Here is a 24,616-nt window from a genome sequence, read left to right on the forward strand (position 1 = left end):
GGGCGCAACCAGGAACCCCAGTGGAACACTCACGGCATCGAGGCCCAGCCCTCAACCGCGCCCGAAACCCAGAAACCCAATCAAACCGAAATCACGATTCCACCAGCGGTCGACCGGTGGATTCAGGTTAAGCGGTCGGGCTCAGAACAAGAAGTGGGCAGATCTCATGGCCACCAACGGGCAGTTCTACTGGCCGCCAGTGGGCAGTTCCGTTGCCGCCTATGGGCAGTTTGGCATGGCCGCTAACAACCCCGCAGGAGGACCCATGACCTTTCATCTCTGGGCGCAGCAGCTAGGTCCAGGACCGGCTTTCGATCGGGCAACGGCGCCTGTACGTTGGCTCTTCGTGCCCGTACCAAGTGGGGCGTCCGCGACCTACGAAATCGTCATCACGGACGTGGCCGGTCACGCCCACCTCCGAGAAGGCCGAGATTTCAACCACCCCGAGGACTTGCAACCCATCGCGGATTTAGACCTGCGGGGTCGCACAGGTGCGAAGCACCTCACCGGCATCAAAGAGGCGCGGTTTCGGCAAGCTGTCAGAGCGGGGGAGTACTACCGAGTCGAGTTGAGTGCCACCCGGGTCGGAAAGGCGCCCGGTCTTGACACCGAGTCGGTGACAGTGATCGGCTATGACAAAACTAGAGTGAACCCCTACTCCGGCGACGCTCCGTTCTTGGTGGGGGGTACGTTCGTCGAGTCTGGTGCAATGAATCCGCAACCCGCAGGGGGGACATACGGGCTGGCCATCGAAGTTTCGGAATTCGATGTCGTCGATCGCAAGTCGTTTGTCGTAGCCACGGGCTTTGCCCCGGCCATCTCCAACGTTCCCTTTATGACCGCTACCGCAAAGGGCCGACCTCTCCGAGCCGGGGCAAGTTACACATTCAGTTCCTTCCTTATCGACAATCTCGGCGGACGATATCTCGTACGAACGGATACACCGATCCGTCTCCATCAGATCAAGATCACGGCGCAACTCACCGAGATGGCCGTCTATGACGATCTCGACTACGCCTCCTCTGGCGAGATTGACCTATTCATGACCCTCAAGATCGCATCGCCAATCACCGGCGGTGATCGGGATCTAGCCTCGATCCAGAGCACCCATCAGTTCACGGTCACGGACACTTCCCCGACGCGGGTGGCGGGTGAGTTCTTCCCACTCCCCGTTGCTCCGGATACGCAGTCGTGGACTCTCGTTTGGGGCCCGGCGGACGAGCAAGACTTCATCGACAAGTACGTCCTGCTTATTGACGCTCGCGAGGACGATTCGGGCGATATTGGCTTCGGCGGCAAGTACCAACACGCGGCCGATGAAGACGAACTTTACCTCCCGGTGGGGCGGGCTGAGGACGTTGCTGGAACTACCATCGACACGCTCAACTACTGGCACAAGACGCTCGCATTCGGCTTTCACGGGTTTTACACGATCGACTACGTGCCTGCCTGAGCGCGCGGTCTAACTGGTGGAAGGCTGCCGAGCCCGTGGGCAACCCGCCGCAACGACTCGGGTGCTCCGTTGCCGTTGCCGTTGCCGCGCCGCGGTCATCTATCGAACGGAAGATCACCGATTGGCTGTACTCAATTCTTGGCGGCCAACGGACGGATGGTCCAAAATCCACGAAAAGCCGGTCAATTTGATCTGTTCGTACCCACGTGATTGACGGGCTGAAGTGTTGTGAACTCGGGCGTCTCGTTCGTCCTGCTTGGGCAGTACACGACCAATGGCGCGACGAGGTTGGTCGAGTTGGAGCGGGAGACATCCGCGCGTTCTCCGATTGGGTGTGCGCGGCATTCGTGATCGACGTGTTCTCCCGCCGGGTCATGGGCTGGCAGCTCTCGACGAGCCTGCATACTGATTTGGCCCTCGAGGCATTGGAGATGGGTACCTGGACGCGGCGCCGCGCGGGCCGGGACCTGTCCCAACTGATCCATCACTCCGACAGTGGAGTGCAGTACCGGGCAATTCGCTACACCGAACGCCTCGCTGAGGCTGAGGCCGTCGCATCGGTCGGCTCCAAGGCCGACTGCTACGACAACGCCATGGCGGAAGCGTTCAACTCGCTCTGCAAAGCCGAACTCATCCGCAACCGCGGCCCCCGGCGCGGCATCGACTCCCTCGAGATCGCCGTCGCCGAATACATCGATTGGTTCAACCACCGCCGACTCCAGGCTGAGACCGTCTACCTCCGACCCGTCGACGCGGAGAACAACTTCTGCTCACACATGCCCACCATCACCCTGATGGCACGGGTCTAACCGAGCCTCCACCAAACCCGGGGGCTTGACAAAGCTGCTTGCGCGGAATATTGCTCCGGCGTACGCTGTCGCCATTGGCCGTCGCCGGTTACGGCCGGAGGCGAGTCGGCCATGGCGCAGGAGCACGAAAGCGCAGAGCCGGGGTTCGTCATCGTTCGCGGTAGCCGCTCGGGGGAACGGCTGGAAATCTCGCCTGGTTCCCATCATTTGGGTCGCGACGACATGTGCGATATGAGGATTGTCGACGAAGGGGTAAGCCGACGACACGCGGTCGTGGTCCGGGGGGCCGAGTCCGTGACGATCGAGGATGCCGGGTCCACCAATGGCACCTTCGTTAACGGGAGTCGAATCACTTCGGTGCTCTCGTTGAACCCGGGCGACGAAGTCAGTCTCGGTTCCGCGGCGCTACGATTTCGCGTCGGAACCGGAACGCGAGCCACGCTGTCTTCGAACTCACCCACCTCGCCCGGAGTTGTACCTCGGCGGCGAGTCAAAGTCGGTCGAGTTGTCTTGATCGGCGGCCTCGCAAATCTCGTCATTCTTGCCGCCGGCGTCGCGATCCAGTTCGCTACCGACTGGACTGGGATCGGACCGTGGCTCGCGGCTCCCCTTGCGGGAATGGTCGCAGCACTGGTCGAGGTCGGGAGAGAGGCCCTGACACGCGAGCCAGAGACGTCCATGGCGGCTGCGGCTGACCGCACCGGTGACGCTGCGAGCATTTCCACCCAGCCAATTTCTCCGCCTCGACGTCGCGCGCCCGTCCTCGTTGGTGTGCTGGTCGCAGTGTTGTTGGTGGGTGTCGGCGGAGCAGTAGTCGCATACGGGGTGGCCACAGTGAGCGGGTACATCACTGGCAATCAGGTCGGCGTTCCTCGCCTGCAGAATGGGCCAGTGGCCGTCGACTCGGGCGGCGTGGTTACGACCATCGAGGCTGTCGATCAGACGCAGGACTTCACACGCGTCGAGATCACGGTGCAGAGTAATCTCGCCAACACAATCAGCCTCCCTCTCTTTGGTTTCGTGACGCTTGCCGCCGCCGATGGCACGACGCTGGATGCCGATCCATTCCGAAGCTCCTGGAGCGACTCGATCGGGCCAGGCCAGTTGCGACGCGGTGCGATCATTTTCGATGGTCACCTTCCGTCTGGGGTGACCACCGCATCTTTCGCGTTCGCCACCGTCTTTGAACAAGGCTTCGACGGCCCGACCTCGATACTCGTCCCTGGTCTGGAGATCGCGGCCCTCGACTGAGCTCTTTGCGGCTGCCTCTGCCGGTGGGATGGCGTACTCGGGCGATGCGGCAGACGAGACGGATGCGGCGACGCTCGGCGCGTTGAGCGTTGCTGAGGCATTGCCGAGCGACGACGATCGCCCAAGGGAGTGCGTCGGCGGGCACGCGTTCTGAGAAATGCCGCAACGGGTGATGCGGAGTCGAGGCGCAAATTGCCGTCGATAGACTGGGGCAGGACACCCGGCTCTATTCTCGAATCGACACCCGCATCGTCGCGGAAAGGTCTCCTATGCCCAGCACTGGCGCTGTCCACACCTCCTCAGACGCGCGCGTGGCGGAGGAGTCGAGTGGCGGCTCGGCGGCATCCGCTGTCACTGAACCTGACGTGCTGCTGCAGCGGGAGGGCCAGCTGGCCCGCATCATTCTGAACCGGCCCAAGGCGCTCAACGCCCTGACCCACCCGATGATCTGCGAGATCGCTGCGGCCCTCACCGAGTGGGCCGACGACCCCACCGTGCACACCGTGCTACTCACCGGCAACGGCGACCGCGCCCTGTGTGCCGGCGGCGACATCGTGTCGATCTACCGCGACGCCCGCACAGATCCCGATGAGAACGCGCAGTTCTGGGCCGATGAGTACACGATGAACGCCCAGATCAACAGGTATCCCAAACCGTTTGTGGCCCTGATGGATCGCATCGTGCTCGGCGGGGGAGTCGGCCTCAGCGGGCACGCCTCGCACCGGGTCGTGACCGAACGCACGAAGCTGGGCATGCCCGAGACGACGATCGGTTTCGTTCCCGACGTCGGCGGAACCTGGCTGTATTCCCGCGCTCCCGGCGAACTGGGCACCCACCTCGCCCTGACCGCTGCGACCATGACCGGCGCCGATGCCATCGCGCTCGGCCTCGCCGACAGCTTCGTCGACTCGACGCGGCTTGATTCTCTGGTGGACACTTTGAAACGGATGCCCGCTGCCGAAGCCATCGCCGAGCACGCCGCGTCGACCGTGCCACCGGCCCCGCTGTTGGCCGAACGCGCCTGGATCGACGAATGCTACGCCGGCAACGACCTGCCCACGATCATCGCCCGGTTGCAGCAGTCGCCCGTCGGGTCAGCGCACGAGGCCGCGACCGCCATTCTGGCCAAGTCGCCGACCGCCGTCTCGGTCACCCTCGCTTCCCTGCGCCGGGCCCGCGACCTCGGCAGCCTCGAAGACGTGCTGGAGCAGGAGTACCGGGTGTCGCTGCGCATGGTGGCCGGCCTCGATGTGGTCGAGGGCATTCGTGCTCAGGTCATCGACAAGGACCGCACTCCGGTCTGGCAGCCCGGCACCCTTGAGGCGGTGACGGACGCGGACGTGCAGGCGCACTTCGCGTCGTTGGGGGAGCGTGAGCTGCGCCTGCCACGTGCAGCCCGGCGTTCGCGCTAGCCATAGCCCCAGGGAATCCGGCCTGGCGTGATAGCTCCTGCGCCATAGGTCGGCACGTGGGGGGGCGGAAGGATTGCCTCTCGGCGGAGGAAAACGGCGTTGGGCCTCCCCGGCATTTCGCGCCCCGCCGGGTTTCGCGAACAGCCCACACAGGGGCGCTTCTCGAAACCGTTCGCGAAAGTGCCCGGAGGGACAGGGCGCGGCGAGCTACTGGAGCGTGACGTCGATCCGCGCATTCACGGCGGGGCAGGTTGACTGGATGGATACTTCGAGGCCGGCGTCTCCGGTGATGACCCGCACCGGTCCACCGATCGCCGTCACGACTTCGCATAGCTGCTCGACGGGTGGGACCGCCCAGGCTCCGGTGTCGCGATATTGCTGGTACGCGGTGAAGGCAAAGCCGCGCAGTGTGGGGTCGCCCGTGCCCGAACCGTTGCCGAGCTCGCCGCCGAGTTTCAGCGCGATCCAGAAGTCGGCGAAGGCCTCGTCTGGTTCGCCTGAATTCCAGAGGATGCCTGGGTCGGCGGGGTCGGAGTTGGCCAGGATGAGGTCGACCGACCTGTCGCCGGTTGCCCACACAGCGCCAGACAGGATGCGCTCCAGCGGCGGCCGCACCACGCCGGGACGCTTGAGCGGCGGGCCGAGGCTGGCCGCGATGATCACGAGCACCGCCACCGCGGTGATACCGAGCAGCGGACGCCGCGTGCGCGACAGCAGTGCGAAGGTGAACGAGAGCACGATGACCCCAACGATGACGGCGCTCACCCACAGGAACTTGGCGGGATAATAGCCGGTGAACGCGCCGGAGTCCCGAGCGAGAAATACCAGTGCTCCGCTGCCTGCCACGGTGGCGGCGGCAACAGCGATCGCTCCCGAGAATACGGGTGGCTGGGTGCGCAGCGCCCTCCCACCCAGCAACAGCAGCACCAGCGCGACCACGACGATCGGGAGCACGGCGGGTAGGCCGTGTCCGGGGATCTCGAACGTTGAACCGTTGCTGACCAGCGCGGGCCCTGTTGCCACGGCCAGCCACACGATGGCCGGCACGACGGCGACGAGCGCGGGCCATGCGGCGCGGGCATCCATGGTTCTGAGGGTCGAACTGTGATGCACTGCGAGCGCGACGATGAACCCGACGGGGAGCACTACCCAGGGGCTCCAGGTGGCGAGCAGCAGAGTGGCGATGCAGAGCTGAACGGCGATCGCCGGCACGACGCGGCCGGGTGATGCGACGTAGATGAGCCAGGCGGCGAGGGCGATCGGCAGCACCAGGTGGGCGTTGAGGTAGCCGTATTCGATGGGCAGGCCGGCGACGAACCAGGTGAGCGGCAACAGGGAACCCGCAGCGCTGGCGACAGCGACAAGGCCTGTGCGCGAACGTTCGATGATGGATGCCGCGACCGCCCCTGCCCCGAGCGCGGTGGCGGCCAGCAGCAACATCCACACCACGCCCAACCCTGTGAAGTCGTGTGCGAGCAGTGCCAGAGGGTCGCCCGTCGGCTGGCCAGGGGCGATGCCGAGGGCAAGCAGCGCGGCGGTCAGGGGCACGGGATTCTCGGCGGCTCCGAGGGCGACTCCGTGCTGGTCGATGATGAGGCCCGCGAAGTAGAGGTTGTTGTTGGCGTCCCCGTTCAGGGCCCAGGAGAGCTTCGCCGCACTCGGAAGAACTTGCGCGATCGCGAGCGCGCCGACCCAGGCCACTCCACCGAGCATCGCGGGAACCCATACCGCCACGGCATGCCGCCGCGGCCACCGCCACGCTCCGCCACGCGTGGCCAGCACGGCTCCGACGATTCCCCCGGCGATGACTACGGTTCCGGTCGAGATGAGGATGCCCGCACCCGTGAACCGCCCGACGATCATGGCAGCAAACAACACCAGCACGGTCAGCATCCCGACCGCGGGCACGGCGAAAAGGTGCCCGAACCGTCGGCTCGCAAGCGTCACCCAGGGCACCGCGCACACGCCGATGACGGCGAACAGGATGAGGGCTGTCACGGATTACTACGCGCCGACACGAGCGGCGCGGGTGAGGTCATGATGTCAGCGTACTTGGGCAGGAGGCGCTGAGGGCGTCGAGAACGTCGCAGTTGGCGAACTCCGCATACCTTCCTTACGATGCGAGGAACTGGGTCAAGATATCCTTTCGCTGCTCCGGCGTCGTATCCTCCCGCATGGTGAACTTCAGGAGCGAGCCGTCTGCTTTCTGGATTGAATAGCCAGCGACTGAGTCGTGGTGGGCCGCTGGCTGTTTCACCCCAGCTTCGTGTTTCGCCGGCTTCTTAACCTTTTTGTCCTTGATGTACATGTAGTACATCGGAATCCAGCTACTGACGATGGTCGCGAAGGCAGTTAGCCCAACCCCAGTGAGCTCAAGGATGACGTCCCTCACTTCGGTGTCGGCATAGCCCCAATCTTCAATCTCAACGCCGTCGATGTCAGCGAGTTCCTGGACCAGGCGGCTGCGCTCGTCGACGTGCGCTGCATACATCTCCGGTGCGTCATCGTGTCGAGCCACAGACAGGACGAGCTGACCGGCCCTCAGCGGTGGCGGATACTCGTGATGTCTATCGAGAATGTCCAACGTGTAGTGCATGAGCTTCCTTCCAGCTGGGGGTTGCTGAAGTCCGGGGTTTGTCGCCGGGTACAGCCAGCTACCGAAGGTTCGTTGCGCGAGAGGCTACACCCAGGTCAACTGGTACGGCCAGTAGGTTCGGAAGAGACTCCGTGGCCCACAAAAGGGGGGCGACCATACTCCATGAGCAGGTCTACAATCCGTATCGTCTACGCGCCCCGCGTTCGCCTAGGGAGGGCTGGTAATGAGTCGCAGCGATCCCGTCGCGCCGGAGATTCTCGAGATCCGAGTCCATGGCGTAAAGAACACGCCACCGGCCGAGATGCTCGAGACCACGTCCGAAAACATCCAGAGGGTAACCGGCGACAATCTTGGATCGTTCTGGAGGCGTGTCGACGAACGCCCCGCGCACGGTATCGCCACCACCGAAGCGTTCTCATGGGGCTCACAGGCGCGTACGGGAGGTGACGCCCTGGCGGTGATCGGTCGCGCGTTCGTGCACGTCGGTTGGTTTCTCCTGCTTCCCTTCGCGCTGGCTAATCTGGCCTATTGGACGCGGCGCATTGGAATGCAGGCGAGCGCTGGTTCGAACTCCTGGAACGGCGATTCTGGTGCCGCGACAGTGCGAATCTTCGCTTTGCTGCTCACCCTGATCACGGTGTCGGCGTTCAGTTCAGTGGCTGTCGACCTTGTCGCCATCCAATGCTTCCCTGCTGACCAGACGCAGTTGTGCGCGGCACTCCCGTCGTTCTTCGATGGGTTCCGCGTACTCGATCGCGACAGCCGAGAAGCGCTCTTTGGGCTCGTTCCGATCGCGGCGATCCTCGTGCTCTATGTCATCGGACGCCGCGGGCGAGTCCAGTTCGAGGAGCGGATCAATAAGTTCGGGAAAGACCTCGGCAACGCTGAAGCCGAAGAAGGGCGCCCGCTGCTCTCGACGCGCGGTTTCTGGTCGACATCGCGCATCCGTCAGACGACCGAGTGGCTGCATGTCGCGGCGGCGATCACTCTGGTTCTGTTCCTCCTCGCGCTGGACTCGGCCTACATCGACGAATGTCGGAGGGTCCGATCAACCCTCACCTGGAGATGCGTGGAGGCCGGCCTCCGAGACCCCCTGTCCGCATCATTCGGCATCGGAGCGATCGTGCTGATGATCGCCATCGTCATCCTGATCGGGGTTGCATCTCACACCGGCGCCGACAAGTACACGGTGGTGAAGCGCGGCCTTGCCATGACCTGTCTCCTGGTCGCGATCGCCGGCTACATCGCGTGGACCATACTCGTTTTCCAACCGACTGTGGCTCAGCCGGGTGGGGCCGCCTCGCTGCAACCGGATGCCCAACGCGGCTTCCTCGGTTTGATCGTCACCCCTATCGGGCTCATCGTGCTTGCGCTGTTCCTCGCGCTGGGGGGAGTCGGCTGGAATTCTCGATCCCGGCCCCGGCGCGCAGCCAGCCTGATTCTCCTGAGCGTCGGTGCAGTGGCGCTACTGTTCACCCATTTCCTGAAAGGCGATGTGCGATGGGCGTATGTCGCCGTCGCTATCCTCTGCATACTCATCCACTTGTCGGTCGCATGGTCCACGCCCGGCGATCGTCGGTTCCAGGCGTGGCGCGGTCAGGGCGCCGCAGTCGCGATGATCCTGGCCCTATTCGCGTCGATGGCCCTGTCAAGTCTGCTGGTTCTTGGCACCGCGGCATGGCTCAGCTCTCCAGCGAGTAGGCCTGACACCGAGAACCTGATGCGAACGCCCGTCGTCATCCCACCCGACGACGCCTTGAACGTGCCGGATGCATACGAACGATTCGCGGTGCTCCTGACGGGCATCACCGTACTCATGCTGCTGGTGGTGCTGCTGGCACTCGGCTGGAACCTCGTGCGGTTCGTTAGCTTCTCACTCCCGGCTCTCGCCTGGAAGCCACCCGAATATGAGGATGATGAGGGCACTGCCGCCGAGCGCGGCGGCACCGAGGAGCCCGATCCCAGGGCATATCCCGGGCTACTGCGGCATCCCGAGACGGCGATGCGCAGTCGTGTCAGCGTGCGCAGGAACTCCCACCTCGCGCACCGAGGGGAGCCCTTGTTCGGATGGCTCGCAGTGTTCGCCGCGATCGGATTTCTGAGCCTGTCGACCGCAGTCACGTTCGAGGGGATCAAAGAGGTTGCCGCCTCGATTTCACCAGCTCTGCCCGCCGGCCTCCGGGCAAGCTCGACTGCCGTGCTCGCCGCAGTCGCTCTCGCCGCCGTCGCGGCGGTTGTCGTGCATGCGACATCGAGCAGCGAACGACCACTCGCCGTATTCTGGGACGTTGTCGCGTTCCTCCCCCGGGCGGGGCATCCGTTCAGCCCTGCCTGCTACGGCGAGCGCGTGGTACCTGAACTCGCAGCGCGGACGAAAAGGTGGCTCAACGACGAGCACGCCGATCGATCACGCGCGGTGATTTTCGGCGCGCACTCCATGGGATCCACGATTACCGTCGCGACGCTTCTCGCGTTGCGGGGTGAACCCATCGTCGCGGGGCCGCTGGCGGGGACGGATATTGTTGAACGCACTGCCCTCCTCTCCTACGGCAGTCAATTGCGCGGATACTTCAGCCGGTTCTTCCCCTCAGTATTCGGCCCCGGCGTGCTGGGCGTGCCCGGGGTGCTGGCGCCGTCCCTCTGGCGCCGTGATCCCTGGCGCGATCAGATCCGCGTCGAATTCGCGGATGACTACACGCTGCCCAGACCCGCGCAGGCAAGCCCTGATCGGCAGAAAGGCAGTGTTCCAGCCGCGCAGGTACCGGCCAGGCTGAAGCGACACGCAAAACGGGCGCTGCCGCGGCGGGACGAAGTCACGCTCACGGCCCTCCTCGGAGCGGAAGGCCAGGAGGTGCCCAGGTGGCGTAACCTCTGGCGTCGCACCGATTATCTAGGCTTTCCCGTTTACGGCTATCGCGACGACGGCAACCCGGTCGACCGCGGCACAACGGAGTCCGCGCCGAGCAGCTACCTCTGGCGTATCGCGAGGCACAGCGACTACCTGGGGACAACGCAGTACCTCCTCGCCCGTGACGAACTCGTAGCTGCGTTCTGCGACGCGGATGCGGGGCCTGGGAAGGGCGCGATGGTTCCGCCACCGACACTCGACGTTTGAACTCGACGACACCTGGACCGAGCAGAGCGCGCGGAGAACCGGCCGACGTGGCGAGCCGGCGTCTCGATCGAGTGGTCCTCATTAATGCCCCTTGCCACCAGCACGAGGGTAGAGCATGCTCACGAGATCGAAACCCTTTCGAGACGTGAGGAGATTTTCCATGAGAAAACCGACAGTCGCCGCCGCTATCCTGCTGGCGTCGCTGATTGGACTGGCCATCGGCACACCCGCCGTGGCCAGCACCGGCGGAACGGCAGACGGAGACGGGCACCCCAATGTCGGCCTCATCCTTTTTTACGACCCCGACGGCCGATTCCGCTGCTCAGCGACACTGGTGTCGCCGACCGTGGTGGTCACCGCCGCGCACTGCACCCAGGGAACGCTGGGTAAGACGCTCGTGACCTTCGACTCGGTCATCGCGTTGAAGCCACCGTCGCCCTTCCCGGTCGCTGCCGACCCGTCCGCGGGATTCACGCAGGCCGAGGTGGAGGCTGCCGGCTATCTGTCGGGCACCGCATACGCCCATCCCCAGTACTCGAACTTTACCGATGTCAACAACTGGAATGACGTCGGAGTCATCGTTCTTGATCGGCCCTTGTCGGCCTTCGGCGCAGGATATCCGGCGATCGCACCGCTCGACACCCTGAGCGCAATCAAGACGAGCGACCTGTCGAAAACGCTGTTCACCGCGGTCGGCTACGGTACCGAGGTGCGCAAGCCCGATTCGGGACCGCAGAAGCCTCAGCCGATGAGCTACCCGTTGCTGCGGCGCTACGTCGACATGCCCGGTCAGAAGCTGACCCCGCAGATACTGCAGACGAACGGGAACCCGAACGACAACCGGGGAACCGGCGGCACCTGTTTCGGTGATTCCGGTGGGCCGGTCTTCCTCGGCGGCGAACTCGTCGCAGTGACAAGCTACGGCTATACCAGCAACTGCCGCTACCTCGGTGGCTACCAGCGGCTCGACATCCCGTCGGTCGCCACCTGGTTGGCGACCTTCGGGCTCTGATCCGGCCAGTGGCGGGCCGTTCGCGGTCCGCCACTTCGCTGTGCCGATCTTGCCTTGCGACCTAAAACTGGGCGGTGCCTCGCAGCCGGCGGGGGCGGCCGTCCGGGTCCATGACGAGACGGCTGATCGGGACCGCCCAGAGCAGTTGGAAGGGAGTGACGGGTTCGGGAGTGTGGTGGCGCACGCGTCCGGTGGGGCGGGGCGCGCGGCGATCAGATGCGTGCCACTGGTCGAGAGCATCGGCGGTGGTGTTCCAAAGTTCAAGTCCGGCCGCCGGATCGTCGAGTCGGGGATCGTCCCGGTTGAGGTCCAGATGTTCGGCCCAGAGTTGGGCGCGGAGGTCGTGGGCCAGCCCGCGGGGAGCGTCGTGGCCGGTCTGTGTGCCGGATGGTGCCCGGTCGTCTGCACTGGTGTCGAGGACGGCGCAGGTGAGCTCGCTGTCGTTCGTCCAGGATCGGCGGTTGAAGTTGTCCGAGCCGCAGGTGATCCAGGTGTCGTCGACAATGCAGATCTTGGCGTGGACGTAGATCGGGGTTCCCGTGCTGTTCTCCAGGTCGAACACGCCGAAGCGGCCGGGCGCGACCCGGCTCAGCATTCTGATGGCCCGCAGCTGGCCGATCCGGCCGGGTGGCCCAGATAGGGGGCCGTCGGAGCTGGGGTACCGGGGCACGACGGCGATCACCTGCAATTCGGGGTTCCGCGCAAGGGCCCCGGCGAGCGCGGCGGCGACCTCTGTCGACCACAGATATTGGTCTTCGATATAGATCAGCGAGCGGGCGCGGGCGAAGGCCTTTGCGTAGCCGCGGGCGACACTGCGCTCCCCGGCTGGCGCAAACGGGAACGGCGGATGTTTCACTCCGTAGGTGAGAAGCAACTGCACGGCGTGAGGTCCCAGCGGTGGTGGTGGTGGTGCAGACTCGGGGAGGGGCCTGGGGTGTCGAGGCATGTGGGCAAGGCGTTGCACCAGCATCCGGTAGGGAGTGCGTAGGTCTAGCGGATGAGGGTCGTTCCACCGTTCAGCGAAAACCGTCAGCAGGTCTGCCACCACCGGGCCACGAAGTTCGAGCGTGGCATCATGCCACGGGGGCCGTTTGCCGTACCGGGAATCCATGGCCAGCGCTTGCGGATCTCCCGCATGGTCGGCGTCGTCCCGTCGGCTGTGGCAGAGGTCGATCCCGCCGACAAAGGCGATGTCCCGCGACGGGTCGTCACTATGGCGGATGACGAAGAGTTTCTGGTGATGGGAGCCGAACAGGCGAACTCGCTGATCCAGCAGCACCTCTCCGCCGGCGTCGTTGATCTGTCGACCGAGGATCTCATTGGATCGGCCGCTGATCGGGGATGACACGCGCTCGCCGTGGGCTCTCCAGATGAGGCCCCGCACTTGCACTCCGGCACGGGCCAGACCCGCGAGCAGTTCGCCGATCGACGGTCCGGCCGGCAGCATCCGTTCGTCGGCGTCGCCACGCCAATCGGTGAACCACACACGGTCGCCCGCGCGCAGAGCCATCAACTCCTCGTGCAGCCGGGCGAAGTATGTCGCTCCATGGATCAGTGGCCGCACGAGGTTTCCCTCCGACCAGGACGCCGACCCGGCAGGGCCCGCGTGCACGTCTGTGGCCGGGTTCCCTCGCTCGGCGCGACTCAGGAACCACGCAGCAGGATCTTTGTCCACACGACGCACTTTACGGCACCCCAACACCCCTGCACCGGGCTACCAACGAATTAGTTGACTCGTCTTTTCCGGGGTTCACGAACCGTCTCAGATTTCATGTCCCTGTCCTGTCGGCGGCGTCGTCTCGCAGGGGTGACCCTGGCCGAAATCGTGCGGCTGCATGAGGCCCGCTGCCGCGGTCATGACGCCCACGGATAATGGAGTGCAGCTCAATGTTTCGAGCCGTTCAGATCGTTACCGTGCGGGTCTCCCGCCTTGAAGAAGAACAGGACCGGCAGATGCGATATCGCACACTCGGCAACAGCGGCGCAGTCGTGTCGACCTACGCACTGGGCACCATGACTTTTGGGGCGGAAGCCGATGAGGAGATGGCCAACGCGCTCCTGGACAGATATGTGGGCGCCGGCGGCACCCTCGTCGACACTGCGGATGTCTACAGTTCCGGAACCTCGGAAGAGATGATCGGGTCGTGGTTGGCCTCTCACCCGACCGAAAGGAAACAGATCGTTCTCGCCACCAAGGGCCGGTTCGCCATGGGCGACGGCCCAAACGATCGGGGTACCAGTCGTCGGCACTTGCACCGGGCCCTCGACGATTCCCTGCGTCGGCTGGGAACGGAGCACATCGACCTGTATCAACTGCACGCCTGGGACCCGTTGACGCCGTTGGAGGAGACGCTGCGCTTTCTCGACGACGCCATCCGAAGCGGAAAGATCAGCTACTACGGCTTCTCCAACTTTCTCGGTTGGCAGCTGACCAAAGCCGTGCACGTGGCGAAGGCTTTGGGCTTCACGGCGCCGGTCACACTCCAGCCGCAGTACAACCTGCTCGTTCGCGAGATCGAATCTGAGATCGTGCCGGCGGCGCTCGATGCGGGTCTGGGACTTCTGCCCTGGTCGCCGCTCGGCGGCGGGTGGCTATCGGGCAAGTACCAGCGCGACACCGATCCCACCGGTGCGACGCGGCTGGGCGAAGACCCCGCACGTGGGATGGAGGCCTGGGGCCCGCGTAATAAGAAGGAACGCACCTGGCGGATCATCGATGCCGTCGCCGAGGTCGCGACCGAGATCGGTGCCACGAGCGCACAGGTGTCTTTGGCCTGGCTCGAGGCGCAACCGGGGGTGACCTCGGTGATCCTCGGTGCGCGAAGTGTCGAACAGCTCACCGAGAACCTGTCCGCGGCCCACGTGCAGCTGAGTGCTGATCAGCTGGACCGGCTGGGAGCCCTGAGCTCTCCGGTCGTCTCCGACTATCCGTATGGGGAGGCCGCGGTCGCGCAACGCTCCCGCGGTCGCCTTCTGGACTGAATCGAAGCGATAGTGGCGGGGCGCCAGCTGCGTTGGCGATGAGCGTCAGAATGAGCGCAGTGATGTGGAGGTGCGGTGACGGGCGTGCCGGATGGTAGCTTCGAGTACTCCGGTATCGGAGCGATACAGCACACAACATCGTTGAGAGGCTCACGCATGAACGAGCAACCGAGCTTCCGAGTCCGACGCCTCAACAAAAAGCATCGGGCGGCGTTCGTCGCACTACTCACCGAGTACCCGCAGGCCGAAGTCGATGACGCTCCTGAGGTCTATTTCGACGACACCATCGAACTCCAAGTCGAGTCTGAGGCCTTCGCCCTGGTCGCCGAAACCGAGGACGGTCGAATTCTCGGCGCTCTCGTCACCGAACCGGACAGCTACGTTGACGAGAATCAGCTCAACGAAGACTCCACCGACGATGACATTGACGATGCGATAGTCAGCGACCACGGAACCGCAGTCATCGAGCTGCTGATCGCCGGCGGATCCGCGGAGGTGTGCCAGGCGCTTCTCAACACCCTCACGCCCGCCCTCACCAACCGAGGTTTCGCTCAGGTGCATGCCAGCGTCCCAGCAGACCTCGCCGACGTGTTCCGCGGTCAGGGTTGGGTTGTCCTGCCAGAAGATTCGGGCATCGCGTGGATGAGCATGAACGACCCGGAAGACCAGGTGCGCGACTACGAAGCGATCCCGAGCAGTTCCCTCTCCGCGTTCCTCATGATCGACCTCAACGCCTACCTGTCCTGGACGTACGATGCCCCCACTGACCCCGAAGACGACGACACGCGCCAGAAGAATATCGATCGGGGCATGAACGAACTCGCCGCCCGGTTTGAGGCAGAATCATCCTCAGAGGGTCTCTCGGGCAACTGATCTCTACCGGCTCGACCGCCTCGCCGGCCAGGAGAAGCGTCGCCCACGTAACGGTGTCTCCGTGGGCGAGTCAGCAGCTGTAGACGCTTTTGCTATTGGTCGCTTGCTGCCTGGTCGGGGTGGGACGTGGCGGGTTGCTTGGTCCAGGCCGGTGGAGTGTCCGTGCCGGCGCTCTCGTCCTCGGCGGCGTCGGCGGCCGTTTTGTGGATATTCCCGGCGGCGTGATGGACCGGCGCGTAGATCACATAGAGGTTCATGGGACCGTCACCGGTGTTGGTGACGTTGTGCCAGGTGCCCGCGGGGACAAGGATGCACCAGCCGTCAGACACGTCCTGCTCGAAAACGAGCTTGTCCTTGTCGGGCCCCATTTGAGCCTTCCCGGTGCCGGCGTCGAGGCGCAGGAACTGGTCGGTGTCGGGGTGCATTTCCAGACCGATGGATTCTCCGGCCGGGATGCACATCAGGGTGACCTGCAAATACCGGCCGGTCCAGGCGACGGTTCGATAGTTGGTGTTCTCGGTGGTGGCGGTCTCCAGATCGAAGGAGTCCGGGTCGGGGCCGATGTCACTGCGAGTCATGGTGGATGATCCTTTTTCTCGGGTCTTTCATCGTTGCTTTGGTCAGGTGTAGCTGAACCCAGGTGCTCCGCGACGTGCCGGTTCCGCCCCGGCCGCACCCCGGGTTCTTCCGCGGGAGACCGCCCCGAAGGACGCCGCGGCGCGGATGAAATCCTCCAGGCGTGGGCTCGACTCCAGTCTCCTTGAATCGGCCGTGATTGGCTACCGTGCAGAACCTCACCTGGTGTCTCCGACGGATTCCGGCGCGAGTTCTGGGATGGGTGTCTCTGGGATCGCCATGACGCCTAGGGCTGCCAGACGATGTCGACCGAGATCTCGACAGCCGTTGTCGTGCCTGTGTTCTCGAGCCAGTGGGAGGTGTGCCTGTCTTCCGGCCAGCCCGGTCCCGGCCCGTACTCCTCAGTCACGCCATGTCGATGGTCGGTGATCGTTCCCTGCAGGATGTAGACCGTGCCCGGCCTGCCCACGTGGTCGTGGATCGGGCCGAAGACACCTCCTGGTTCGATGGTCACCTTGCGCATCCGGAGCTGGCGCCCCGCCATCCCCGAAATCTCGGGGCCGAGGTCGACTGCGGCCAGCAGTTCGATTGAAACGCCTTTCGAGTCCGGGCCCGGATTGTCGTCGCTCATGGCAGATCCCTCTCTCGATAGACCCGGCGTGCAGGCGCGGGGACATCATTCTCCACCGTGATCGCCAAAACGTCCACGGGCCCCACTTTCAGGCGCTCAGCTACATCGACGGGGGCCGGGCATGTTCCCGGCCCCCCATCCGACTTCGGCGCACCCTACGCGAGTAAGCGGGGGGCGGCGCTCGGTGCCAGCCCGATGAACTCGCGGGCGGAGTGGAGAAGGAACGGGATGCCCTCCTCGAGCGACGGCCCAAAGAGAACGTCGTCGGGGCGCTCACCCTTCAACCAGCGCGTGTAAATCGCCTCGCAGAAAATCGATGCCTTCCACAGGGCCAGGGTCTGATACCAGGGGAGTGCCTCAGTATCGAGCAGCATTCGCTCGCGGTACCGGGTGATGAGCTGGTCCCGGCTGAGGTATCCGGCTTCTCGGGTGACGGGCGTCAGTTCCATCAGTGTGGGCAGGCTCCCCGGCTCGGCGTAGGTTGCCGTGAGATAGCCGAGGTCTGCCAGCGGGTCGCCCACCGTGGCCATCTCCCAGTCAAGCACCGCCGTCACCCGGGGTGGCGCATCCGCTGCGAACATGAGGTTGCCGGTGCGAAAGTCGCCGTGGATGACGGCGGCCGATTGGCTCTCCGGAATGTTCCGTTGCAGCCAAGCTCCGATGCGCTCGACATCGGGCAGGTTTCTCGTGGTGTTGACGTCCCACAACGCTCCGAAGCGCTCGACCTGCCGTTGCAGGTATCCGTCGGGGCGGCCGAAGGTGGCCAGGGGGCCACCGGTGACGTCGATTTGGTGGAGCTGCACGAGCGTGTCGACGACCGCGGCGCTCGTGGCTGCACGCTGCCCGGGGGAATTCAGGGCGAGTGGAATCCGGTCGGTGATGATGGTGCCCGGGATGAACGACATGACATAGAACGGCACACCGAGAACCGACTCATCCTGGCAGACGGCGAGAATCTCGGGCACCGGGAATCCCTGGGCGGCGACGAGATGCTGGATGCGGGCCTCCCGCACCATATCGTGCGTTGACCTCGGCAGCGGGGGACGGGGCCCTCGCCGCAAGATCAAGACGTCACGGCCCCGATGGATGCGATAGGTCACGTTGGACTGCCCGTCGCCGATGCGACACCAGGAGATCGGCCCGGTGCCGAGGCTCTGGGAATCCAGAAACGCGGTGACCGCATCCACAATCAACAGCGGCGGTGAGGACAGCGCGGCCGCGGTTGCCCGGGTGGCCACCACTTCGACGCCATCCGGGACGCTCCGCATCACGGGCATCACAGCTTTTCCCCCACGACTGCGGCATCCCAGTCGAATTCTGACTCGGCATCCACGTCGGCCAGGTATGGAGCGCCCGCAGCGACCTCTGTGGCACGGTGTGCCGAGGCGCGACGGGAGATTGCCCATTTGTGGGTCTCGTTGGAACCGTCGTAAATGCGAAACGGCCGCACCGCGCTGAGATACCCGGCCAGTGGCAGTGCGTCGGATACGCCGTCGCCGCCGCAGAGCTGGATGGCCCGGTCGATCACCCGGTAGATCGCCTCGGAACAGTGCACCTTGGCCACCGACGACAGCGCTGACCCCGCTTTGGAATCCGACGCGAGCAAGGCGCCGGTCGTCTCGATGATGGCATTCGAGGTTTCAATGTCGATGACGCACTGAGCGATCAGTTCCTGGGCCAGACCCAGGTCTTTCAGCGGCGACCCGAAGATCTCGCGGCGCTCGGCACGATCCAGCGCGATGTCGAGCGACCTTCTGGCCAGACCCAACCACCGCATGCAGTGGGTGAGCCGCGCGGGTCCGAGGCGCACCTGAGCGTAGGTGAAACCGCGGCCCACCTCTCCCAGAACCGCGTCCTCGGCCACAACGCAGCCATCGAAGTGCACGTGCGGATGCCCGCCGCTGATCGCCCGATCAGCGGTGTGGATCATTTTTCCGAGCCGAACACCCGGGTTGGTCATGTCGACGAGGAACATGGTGGCGCCGGCGGGGGAGTCGCCGTGACCTCCGGTGCGTGCCATGACGATGCAGAAGTCGGCATCCTCCGCACTGCTCGTGAATCGCTTGTGTCCGGTGATTGACCAGCCGCCGTCAACCTTGGTCGCGAGGGTCTGGAGTGCGGCCGGATCGGAGCCTGCGCCCGGGTGCGGCTCAGTCATGGCGAAACAGGATCGCGACGTTCCGGCCGCCAGCGGCACCAGATAGCGTTGTTTCTGGGCGTCCGAGGCAATGAGACCCAGCATGTGCATATTGCCTTCGTCCGGGGCCTGGCAGTTGAGAACTGACGCTCCAATCGGTGAGTAGCCGCACTCCTGAAAGATCGGGGACCAATACTCCAGGGGCACACCCTGGCCGCCATAGTCACGGGATACGTGGGGGGCGAACACTCCCGCAGTTTTGGCCTCGGCCTGCAACCGCTCGCGGGTCGCGTTGCTGAAGCGCTCGCCGGGTCGTGGCTCGGCCGGTATCACGACGTCGCGGATGAAGGCGCGCGTGCGCATTCGCAATTCTTCGTACTCTGCGGGGAGGGAGTGGTGAGGCATGGGGGCTGTCCTTTCCCGGCCGTAGGGAACCGATACGGCGGGTGGTCGATGGAGCGGATGAGACGGGGGTGAGGGCCGAGCGCGCCGAACTGTCAGGCGGTGCCGCCGACGCTCAACAGCCCGCCGTCGAGGGTGAGGGTCTGGCCGGTGATCCAGGACGCATCTGTGGAAGCCAGAAAGGCCACGGCGCCGGCGACGTCTTCGGGGGTACCGAGCCGTTTCAACGGGTATTGCGCGGCCACTTCGTCTTCTCTGCCCTGGTAGAGGGCCTGTGCGAACTGCGTTTTGACGACCGCCGGCGCCACCGCGTTGACCCGAATGCTGGGCCCGAGTTCCCCGGCGAGGGTGCGAGTGAGGTGCGCGATGGCGGCCTTGCTGATTCCGTAGAATCCGATTCCCGGGCTGGGGGTCTGCCCGCTCACCGACGACAGGTTGACGACGGAGCCACCGCCGCGGGCAAAATCGAGGCCCTCGTGGCGGTAGGCGCCCTGAATCCAGGCGAGCGTGGCGAACAGATTGACCTCCATGATCTTGCGTCCGGCATCCGCGTCCAGGTCCATCAGCGGACCGTAGACCGGATTGATCCCGGCGTTGTTCACGAGGATGTCCACGGGGCCGAATTCTCTGGCGACGGTGTCGAAGACCTCGCGGCGGTGGTCGCCGTCGTCGGCCTTGCCCGCGATGGCGATCACGGACCCTGCGGGAAAGGTGGCCGCGGCCTCCTCCAGCGGTTGGGCATGGCGCGCCGTGATTGCGACCCGGGCGCCTTCGGTGACCAACCGCCGGGCGATGGCCAGGCCGATGCCGCGGCTGGCTCCGGTGACGATTGCGACCTTGCCGCGGAGTCGATAAGCCTGCACTCCGGAGTCGTCTGTGCTGTTCTCGGTCATGACGTCGATGATGGTCACGCCCTCCCTCCCCGCCTCATCGCGGGGAACAGGTACCTGAGCTGTACTACCGAGCGAGCGCTCGGTAGGCTCAGTCTGTGGGCGCGGTGTGCGTCGTGTCAAGCGTGACTCCAGGGTTGAGTGGCACTGAGAGCGAGGAGCAGGAATGGAAGATCGGTCGAGTGCGATCGAGAACAGCGTGGTTCCGTGGCGACAGTACGATGCCTCGGCCCTGCCGCCGCTCCTGAAGGTGGCACTGGACTGTTTTGTCGAGCACGGATACCACGGCACGACGATCCGCACCGTGGCGCAGCGAAACGGACTTTCCGTGCCCGGCCTCTATCACCACTACCCGTCGAAACAGGCTCTGCTTGTCTCCATTGCGCAGTTTGCGATGGAGGATCTACTTCGCAGGAGTAAGGCAGCCCTGACCGAGGCGGGCACCTCCGCCGAGGAGGGTTTGCGTCTGTTGGTGGAGTGCCTGGTGCTCTTTCACGCGCACCGCAGCGACGTGGCCTTCATCGCCGCGAGTGAAATCAGAAGTCTGGAGGAGAGCGCCCGTGCGGAGCACATCGCGTCGCGGGACGAGCAGCAGCGCATGGTGGATGACGTCATTTTCCGAGGAAGTGCCGAGGGGCTCTTCGCAACCGAGTATCCGCGAGAAACCAGCCGGGCGATCGTCACCATGTGCACGGGTGTCGCCCAGTGGTATCGCCCCGACGGCGCGCTGAGCCCTGAGGAACTCGCGCACCGCTATGTGGCGATCGCGCGAGCCGCGCTCGGGCAAGCAAGCCGGTAGGACACCACGGTCCGCCGAGGACGAGCAGGGCGAGGGCGCCCTGGTATCCGGCCGGTCGGGCACTATCTGCACTTTGCTTGACGGGCACAAGACACGGGTGCTAAACAGTGAGAGAGCGCTCTCTCAAGCTCGAGAGAGCGCTTTCTCTTGCTCCACAAAGAAACGAGTTCAACGATGAAGTTACGCTCACACTACAAAGTCGCCGCTGTCGTCGCGGCCACGGTTGCTGTTGCCATCGCCGTGGTGCCTTCTGCTGCGACATCCGCCCAGGCCGCGCTTCCGGCCACCCCGCCGGGGTGGACGCTCGCCTGGAGCGACGACTTCAACGGGGCGGCAGGAACCGGCGTCGACACCGGCAACTGGTTGTATGACGTCGGCACAAGCTATCCGGGAGGTGCCGCCAACTGGGGCACAGGCGAGGTGGAGACAATGACATCGTCCACGGCCAACGTGTTCCAGGACGGCAAGGGCAACCTCAACATCAAACCCATCCGCGACACCCGAAAGAACTGGACCTCAGGTCGCATCGAAACCCAGCGCACAGACTTCCAGCCCGATCAGGGAAAGGTTCTGGCGGTCGAGGCCCGCATCCAGATGCCGAACGTCACCGGGGCCGCTGCCCAAGGTTACTGGCCCGCATTCTGGATGCTCGGCGCTCCATTCCGCGGCAACTACTCGAACTGGCCCTCGGTGGGCGAGATTGACATCATGGAGAACGTCAACGGCGTGAACACTGTCTGGGCGACGTTGCACTGCGGCACGAGCCCCGGCGGTGCGTGCAACGAGACCACGGGTCTGGGCGGCAGTACGGCCTGCCTGGTTACCACGTGCCAGTCGGCGTTCCATGTCTACCGAGTTGAGTGGGACCGCAGTGGGGCGAGCGAACAGATTCGTTGGTCCGTGGACGGCGTTGTTTACCACACCGTCAATCAGGGCGATGTAGATGCCACGACGTGGGCCAATGCCACGGGCCACGGCTTCTTCATCATCCTCAATGTGGCGATTGGCGGCAGCTGGCCGGGGCGTCCCGGTGGGCTGACCCAGTCTGGTGTTCCCATGCTCGTTGACTACGTTTCGGTCTATAAGAGCATTTAGATAGAGGAGCCTTGAGGCTCTTCCCCCGGGAGGGGGGCGGCCCAGTTTTTGGGGCCGCCCGCCTCCAGTTTGTGCTCCGCTCTACGTCACTTTCCGAGGAGACCTGGTGGCCATGACCGTTCGTATGGATCTGCCTGCCCTGGCCACTCTGGGCGACACTTCTCGCCGGCTCCACCTTCATGGTTGACGTCGACGCCGTCGGGGTCAGCGTGGCCACCGTCGTTGCCATCGTCCGGTGTGGCCGCCTCGGTACCCGGAGTCCCTTCTGCGAACTCGGATTCGGGTGCTTCCGGGGAGCCGAGTGTGTCCTTGGCATGGGTTGACTGGAACGTTCACGACTCTCCCCGTGCCGGGTAAGAGACCGATGAGTGCGGCCGGCAGCAAGCTGAGCCGGGTAGCGGGCGAGGCTTAGCGTCTCCTTACCTAATGGTGGGATGCTGAATGTGCCGATGGCGCGTGTCCCGGTTCGTCGGTTGAGGGAGAGCAGATGAAGGTACTTCTCGTCGAAGACGAAGCCGCCATGGTCGACGCGTTGCAGCGCGGGTTGACGGCGGAGGGCTTCGTGACGGAAGCGGCAATGAACGGCGTTGACGGCCTGTGGATGGCAGAAGAGAACGATTTCGACGTCATCATCCTCGACATCATGCTCCCGGGGTTATCCGGCTACGAAGTCTGTCGGAGGTTGCGTGCGGGGGGTTCAACGGTTCCGATCTTGATGCTGACGGCCAAGGACGGCGAATACGACGAAGCGGACGCTCTGGACCTGGGCGCGGATGACTTCTTGTCCAAACCCTTCTCGTTCGTTGTCTTGCTCGCTCGCCTCCGAGCGCTCTTGCGTCGGGCGCCCAGTGATCGCGAGCCCGTGCTCACGGCGGGCAGCATCCGGCTGGACCCGGCGGCCCGGCGCTGTTGGTCCGGGGAGGAGGAGGTCACCCTCACGGCCCGTGAATTCTCACTGGCAGAGTTCATGATCCGTCGAAAAGGTCAGGTGGTGAGCCGCAATACGATCGCCGAGCATGTGTGGGATTCGGAGCTGGATATCGACTCGAACGTGATTGAGGTTTACATCGGGTATCTGCGTCGCAAACTTGGCGACAACCGCAGGAGAGGCATCATCGAAACGGTTCGCGGGATCGGGTACCGACTCATGGACACGGCCGAGGAGAGCGCCGATGCTATCCGACGGGCATAAACCGAGGCGCTGGTATTCAGGGATCCGGTTTCGGGTGACCCTCACCGCGTCCTTGGTTGTGGCACTCACACTGTTGGCCAGTGGCATCACTCTTGTGATGCTCCTGCAGCAGTCGCTCATCGCCAGCCTCGACGCGGTCGCCACGGATCGGGCACAGACGGTAGCGTCACTTGCGGTCACAGGGGACCTGGGCCCTACCGTGACGAACACGGGTTCCGAGAGTTCCCTGGTGCAGGTTGTCGATGCCTCGAATGACGTGGTTGCGGCTACCAGCAATATTGACGGGCAGGAGCCGATCCTGGCGCAGCCGCCATCCGCGAGTGAGACCACGGTGCTCAGCCTCGACCGGTTGTCGGCTGGCGACGGCCCCTTTCGAGTGGTCGCCGTACCGGTGCAGCTGCCCACCGGGAGCGGGTGGGTCTACGTTGCCACGTCGACTATTCAGGTCGATTCCGCCGTGGGGAACCTGGCCGCGCTCTTCGGTATTGGGCTTCCCCTTGTCCTCGTCATCGTCGTGGGGGCGGTGTGGCGAGCGGTAGGCCAGGTCATTCGCCCGGTCGACGCCATTCGGCGCAGGGCCTCCGTCATCGGCGGGGAAGACCTATCCCAGCGGGTGCCCGTGCCCGACAGCTCCGATGAGATCGCCAGCCTCGCGGTGACCATGAACGAAATGCTCGAGCGGCTGGAGGGGGCCGCGCTTCGGCAGCGTCAATTTGTGGGCGACGCCTCGCATGAACTGCGCAGCCCACTGGCGGCACTGCAGGTGCAGGTGGAAGTCGCGCTGGCCCACCCGGAGGACCCCGGTTCGGCTCTCATCCTGGGAAACGTTCACGGCCAGGTCGTCAGGATGTCGGCGTTGATCGATGATTTGCTCTTTCTCGCGCGCAGCGTGGAGGGTGCGCCGCGGGGTTCCACCGGTCTTGTCGATCTTGACGATCTTGTCTTGTCGGAACTGCATCGACTGCGCGAGTTGGGCGGGCCCGCCGTTGAACTTGACGGCGTACGTGCGGCCCGAGTGGAGGGGTCCGAGCGGGATCTGGCCCGGTTGCTGCGCAATCTCGGCGACAATGCGCGTGACCACGCCCGCTCGCTCGTCTCGATTCGGCTGACAACGACCGAGAAGTCGGCCGAGATCTCGGTGACGGACGACGGCGACGGCATCCGACCGGAGGACCGAGACCGAGTCTTCGAGCGGTTCACGCGCCTGGATGACGCTCGCAGCCGTACTGATCTGGGCGGTGGGGCCGGGGTGGGTCTGTCCATTGTGAGGCAGATCGTGCAGGACCATCACGGCACCGTCAGCATTGAAGACCGGTCGGACTCTCAGGCCGGCGCGGTATTCCTCGTCCGGCTTCCGCTTGCACTCAACGGTGGCCCATCCCGCTCCTGAC

General features: G+C 64.6%; 20 protein-coding genes. 12 read left to right on the forward strand and 8 right to left on the reverse strand.

Annotated features, from left to right (window positions below; all coding sequences use genetic code 11):
- The first annotated feature begins 166 nt into the window (after positions 1–166).
- The 4 genes from QMG61_RS15415 (at position 167) to QMG61_RS15430 (ending at position 4,925) form a co-directional block, all read left to right on the forward strand.
- On the forward strand, positions 167–1,453 hold the full coding sequence (locus tag QMG61_RS15415; protein WP_283495221.1) for a hypothetical protein: 1,287 nt from the start codon (positions 167–169) through the stop codon (positions 1,451–1,453).
- Between the two features lie 332 nt (positions 1,454–1,785).
- Complete coding sequence (locus QMG61_RS15420; protein WP_349358620.1) at positions 1,786–2,262, forward strand: DDE-type integrase/transposase/recombinase; 477 nt, start codon at positions 1,786–1,788, stop codon at positions 2,260–2,262.
- Positions 2,263–2,373: 111 nt separating this feature from the next.
- Positions 2,374–3,513 (forward strand): FHA domain-containing protein, encoded by a 1,140-nt coding sequence (locus QMG61_RS15425; RefSeq protein WP_283495223.1) that lies wholly within the window; start codon positions 2,374–2,376, stop codon positions 3,511–3,513.
- Positions 3,514–3,782: 269 nt separating this feature from the next.
- The gene (locus QMG61_RS15430; protein ID WP_283495224.1) at positions 3,783–4,925 is read left to right on the forward strand and encodes an enoyl-CoA hydratase/isomerase family protein; all 1,143 of its coding nucleotides are present in this window, start codon (positions 3,783–3,785) and stop codon (positions 4,923–4,925) included.
- Positions 4,926–5,132: 207 nt separating this feature from the next.
- Here the strand turns inward: QMG61_RS15430 and QMG61_RS15435 are convergent, their stop codons facing one another.
- A complete protein-coding gene (locus QMG61_RS15435; protein WP_283495225.1) occupies positions 5,133–6,923 on the reverse strand; it encodes a hypothetical protein in 1,791 nt (596 codons plus the stop codon).
- 115 nt (positions 6,924–7,038) lie between these two features.
- A complete protein-coding gene (locus tag QMG61_RS15440; RefSeq protein WP_283495226.1) occupies positions 7,039–7,521 on the reverse strand; it encodes a hypothetical protein in 483 nt (160 codons plus the stop codon).
- A 223-nt stretch (positions 7,522–7,744) separates the two neighbouring features.
- On the opposite strand from QMG61_RS15440, the gene QMG61_RS15445 reads away from it, so the two are divergent.
- Together QMG61_RS15445 and QMG61_RS15450 are read left to right on the forward strand one after the other, a co-directional pair.
- A complete protein-coding gene (locus QMG61_RS15445; RefSeq protein ID WP_283495227.1) occupies positions 7,745–10,636 on the forward strand; it encodes a hypothetical protein in 2,892 nt (963 codons plus the stop codon).
- Between the two features lie 160 nt (positions 10,637–10,796).
- Entirely contained in the window at positions 10,797–11,648 is an 852-nt protein-coding gene (locus QMG61_RS15450) for a trypsin-like serine protease (protein WP_283495228.1), read from the forward strand.
- 61 nt (positions 11,649–11,709) lie between these two features.
- On the opposite strand, the gene QMG61_RS15455 is transcribed toward QMG61_RS15450, so the two are convergent.
- Positions 11,710–13,323, reverse strand: a complete 1,614-nt coding sequence (locus QMG61_RS15455) for a phospholipase D family protein (RefSeq protein ID WP_283495229.1) — start codon at positions 13,321–13,323, stop codon at positions 11,710–11,712.
- Between the two features lie 278 nt (positions 13,324–13,601).
- On the opposite strand from QMG61_RS15455, the gene QMG61_RS15460 reads away from it, so the two are divergent.
- Together QMG61_RS15460 and QMG61_RS15465 are read left to right on the forward strand one after the other, a co-directional pair.
- Positions 13,602–14,630, forward strand: coding sequence for an aldo/keto reductase (locus tag QMG61_RS15460; protein ID WP_283495249.1), 1,029 nt, complete (start codon positions 13,602–13,604; stop codon positions 14,628–14,630).
- 156 nt (positions 14,631–14,786) lie between these two features.
- Positions 14,787–15,503, forward strand: coding sequence for a hypothetical protein (locus QMG61_RS15465; RefSeq protein ID WP_283495230.1), 717 nt, complete (start codon positions 14,787–14,789; stop codon positions 15,501–15,503).
- A gap of 92 nt (positions 15,504–15,595) precedes the next feature.
- On the opposite strand, the gene QMG61_RS15470 is transcribed toward QMG61_RS15465, so the two are convergent.
- From QMG61_RS15470 to QMG61_RS15490, 5 genes are all read right to left on the reverse strand, one after another.
- A complete protein-coding gene (locus QMG61_RS15470) occupies positions 15,596–16,081 on the reverse strand; it encodes a cupin domain-containing protein (RefSeq protein ID WP_283495231.1) in 486 nt (161 codons plus the stop codon).
- Between the two features lie 284 nt (positions 16,082–16,365).
- On the reverse strand, positions 16,366–16,710 hold the full coding sequence (locus QMG61_RS15475; RefSeq protein WP_283495232.1) for a cupin domain-containing protein: 345 nt from the start codon (positions 16,708–16,710) through the stop codon (positions 16,366–16,368).
- Between the two features lie 155 nt (positions 16,711–16,865).
- Positions 16,866–17,987, reverse strand: a complete 1,122-nt coding sequence (locus QMG61_RS15480; RefSeq protein ID WP_283495233.1) for a phosphotransferase family protein — start codon at positions 17,985–17,987, stop codon at positions 16,866–16,868.
- A complete protein-coding gene (locus tag QMG61_RS15485; protein WP_283495234.1) occupies positions 17,987–19,252 on the reverse strand; it encodes an acyl-CoA dehydrogenase family protein in 1,266 nt (421 codons plus the stop codon). Before QMG61_RS15485 ends, QMG61_RS15480 begins: the two co-directional genes overlap by 1 nt.
- A 92-nt stretch (positions 19,253–19,344) precedes the next feature.
- Positions 19,345–20,142 (reverse strand): SDR family oxidoreductase, encoded by a 798-nt coding sequence (locus QMG61_RS15490; RefSeq protein ID WP_283495250.1) that lies wholly within the window; start codon positions 20,140–20,142, stop codon positions 19,345–19,347.
- A 163-nt stretch (positions 20,143–20,305) separates the two neighbouring features.
- Here QMG61_RS15490 and QMG61_RS15495 point away from each other — a divergent pair, with 163 nt between their 5' ends.
- The 4 genes from QMG61_RS15495 (at position 20,306) to QMG61_RS15510 (ending at position 24,615) form a co-directional block, all read left to right on the forward strand.
- Positions 20,306–20,938, forward strand: a complete 633-nt coding sequence (locus tag QMG61_RS15495) for a TetR/AcrR family transcriptional regulator (RefSeq protein ID WP_283495235.1) — start codon at positions 20,306–20,308, stop codon at positions 20,936–20,938.
- A 174-nt stretch (positions 20,939–21,112) separates the two neighbouring features.
- A complete protein-coding gene (locus QMG61_RS15500; RefSeq protein ID WP_283495236.1) occupies positions 21,113–22,033 on the forward strand; it encodes a glycoside hydrolase family 16 protein in 921 nt (306 codons plus the stop codon).
- Positions 22,034–22,520: 487 nt separating this feature from the next.
- Positions 22,521–23,225 (forward strand): response regulator transcription factor, encoded by a 705-nt coding sequence (locus tag QMG61_RS15505; protein WP_283495237.1) that lies wholly within the window; start codon positions 22,521–22,523, stop codon positions 23,223–23,225.
- A gap of 331 nt (positions 23,226–23,556) precedes the next feature.
- Positions 23,557–24,615 carry a sensor histidine kinase gene (locus tag QMG61_RS15510; RefSeq protein WP_283495238.1) on the forward strand — a complete coding sequence of 353 codons (1,059 nt, stop codon included), beginning with the start codon at positions 23,557–23,559 and terminating at the stop codon, positions 24,613–24,615.
- The last annotated feature ends 1 nt before the right edge of the window (position 24,616 follow it).

Origin of the sequence: Cryobacterium sp. PH31-AA6, from assembly GCF_030063195.1 — a bacterium.
Taxonomy (GTDB): Bacteria; Actinomycetota; Actinomycetes; order Actinomycetales; family Microbacteriaceae; genus Cryobacterium.

Coding starts and splice junctions, on each gene's coding strand:
- QMG61_RS15415 (WP_283495221.1), top strand. CDS start 167: ATGGCCACCAACGGGCAGTTCTACTGGCCGCCAGTGGGCAGTTCCGTT.
- QMG61_RS15425 (WP_283495223.1), top strand. CDS start 2,374: ATGGCGCAGGAGCACGAAAGCGCAGAGCCGGGGTTCGTCATCGTTCGC.
- QMG61_RS15430 (WP_283495224.1), top strand. CDS start 3,783: ATGCCCAGCACTGGCGCTGTCCACACCTCCTCAGACGCGCGCGTGGCG.
- QMG61_RS15440 (WP_283495226.1), bottom strand. CDS start 7,521: ATGCACTACACGTTGGACATTCTCGATAGACATCACGAGTATCCGCCA.
- QMG61_RS15445 (WP_283495227.1), top strand. CDS start 7,745: ATGAGTCGCAGCGATCCCGTCGCGCCGGAGATTCTCGAGATCCGAGTC.
- QMG61_RS15450 (WP_283495228.1), top strand. CDS start 10,797: ATGAGAAAACCGACAGTCGCCGCCGCTATCCTGCTGGCGTCGCTGATT.
- QMG61_RS15460 (WP_283495249.1), top strand. CDS start 13,602: ATGCGATATCGCACACTCGGCAACAGCGGCGCAGTCGTGTCGACCTAC.
- QMG61_RS15465 (WP_283495230.1), top strand. CDS start 14,787: ATGAACGAGCAACCGAGCTTCCGAGTCCGACGCCTCAACAAAAAGCAT.
- QMG61_RS15470 (WP_283495231.1), bottom strand. CDS start 16,081: ATGACTCGCAGTGACATCGGCCCCGACCCGGACTCCTTCGATCTGGAG.
- QMG61_RS15475 (WP_283495232.1), bottom strand. CDS start 16,710: ATGAGCGACGACAATCCGGGCCCGGACTCGAAAGGCGTTTCAATCGAA.
- QMG61_RS15480 (WP_283495233.1), bottom strand. CDS start 17,987: ATGCCCGTGATGCGGAGCGTCCCGGATGGCGTCGAAGTGGTGGCCACC.
- QMG61_RS15485 (WP_283495234.1), bottom strand. CDS start 19,252: ATGCCTCACCACTCCCTCCCCGCAGAGTACGAAGAATTGCGAATGCGC.
- QMG61_RS15490 (WP_283495250.1), bottom strand. CDS start 20,142: ATGACCGAGAACAGCACAGACGACTCCGGAGTGCAGGCTTATCGACTC.
- QMG61_RS15495 (WP_283495235.1), top strand. CDS start 20,306: ATGGAAGATCGGTCGAGTGCGATCGAGAACAGCGTGGTTCCGTGGCGA.
- QMG61_RS15500 (WP_283495236.1), top strand. CDS start 21,113: ATGAAGTTACGCTCACACTACAAAGTCGCCGCTGTCGTCGCGGCCACG.
- QMG61_RS15505 (WP_283495237.1), top strand. CDS start 22,521: ATGAAGGTACTTCTCGTCGAAGACGAAGCCGCCATGGTCGACGCGTTG.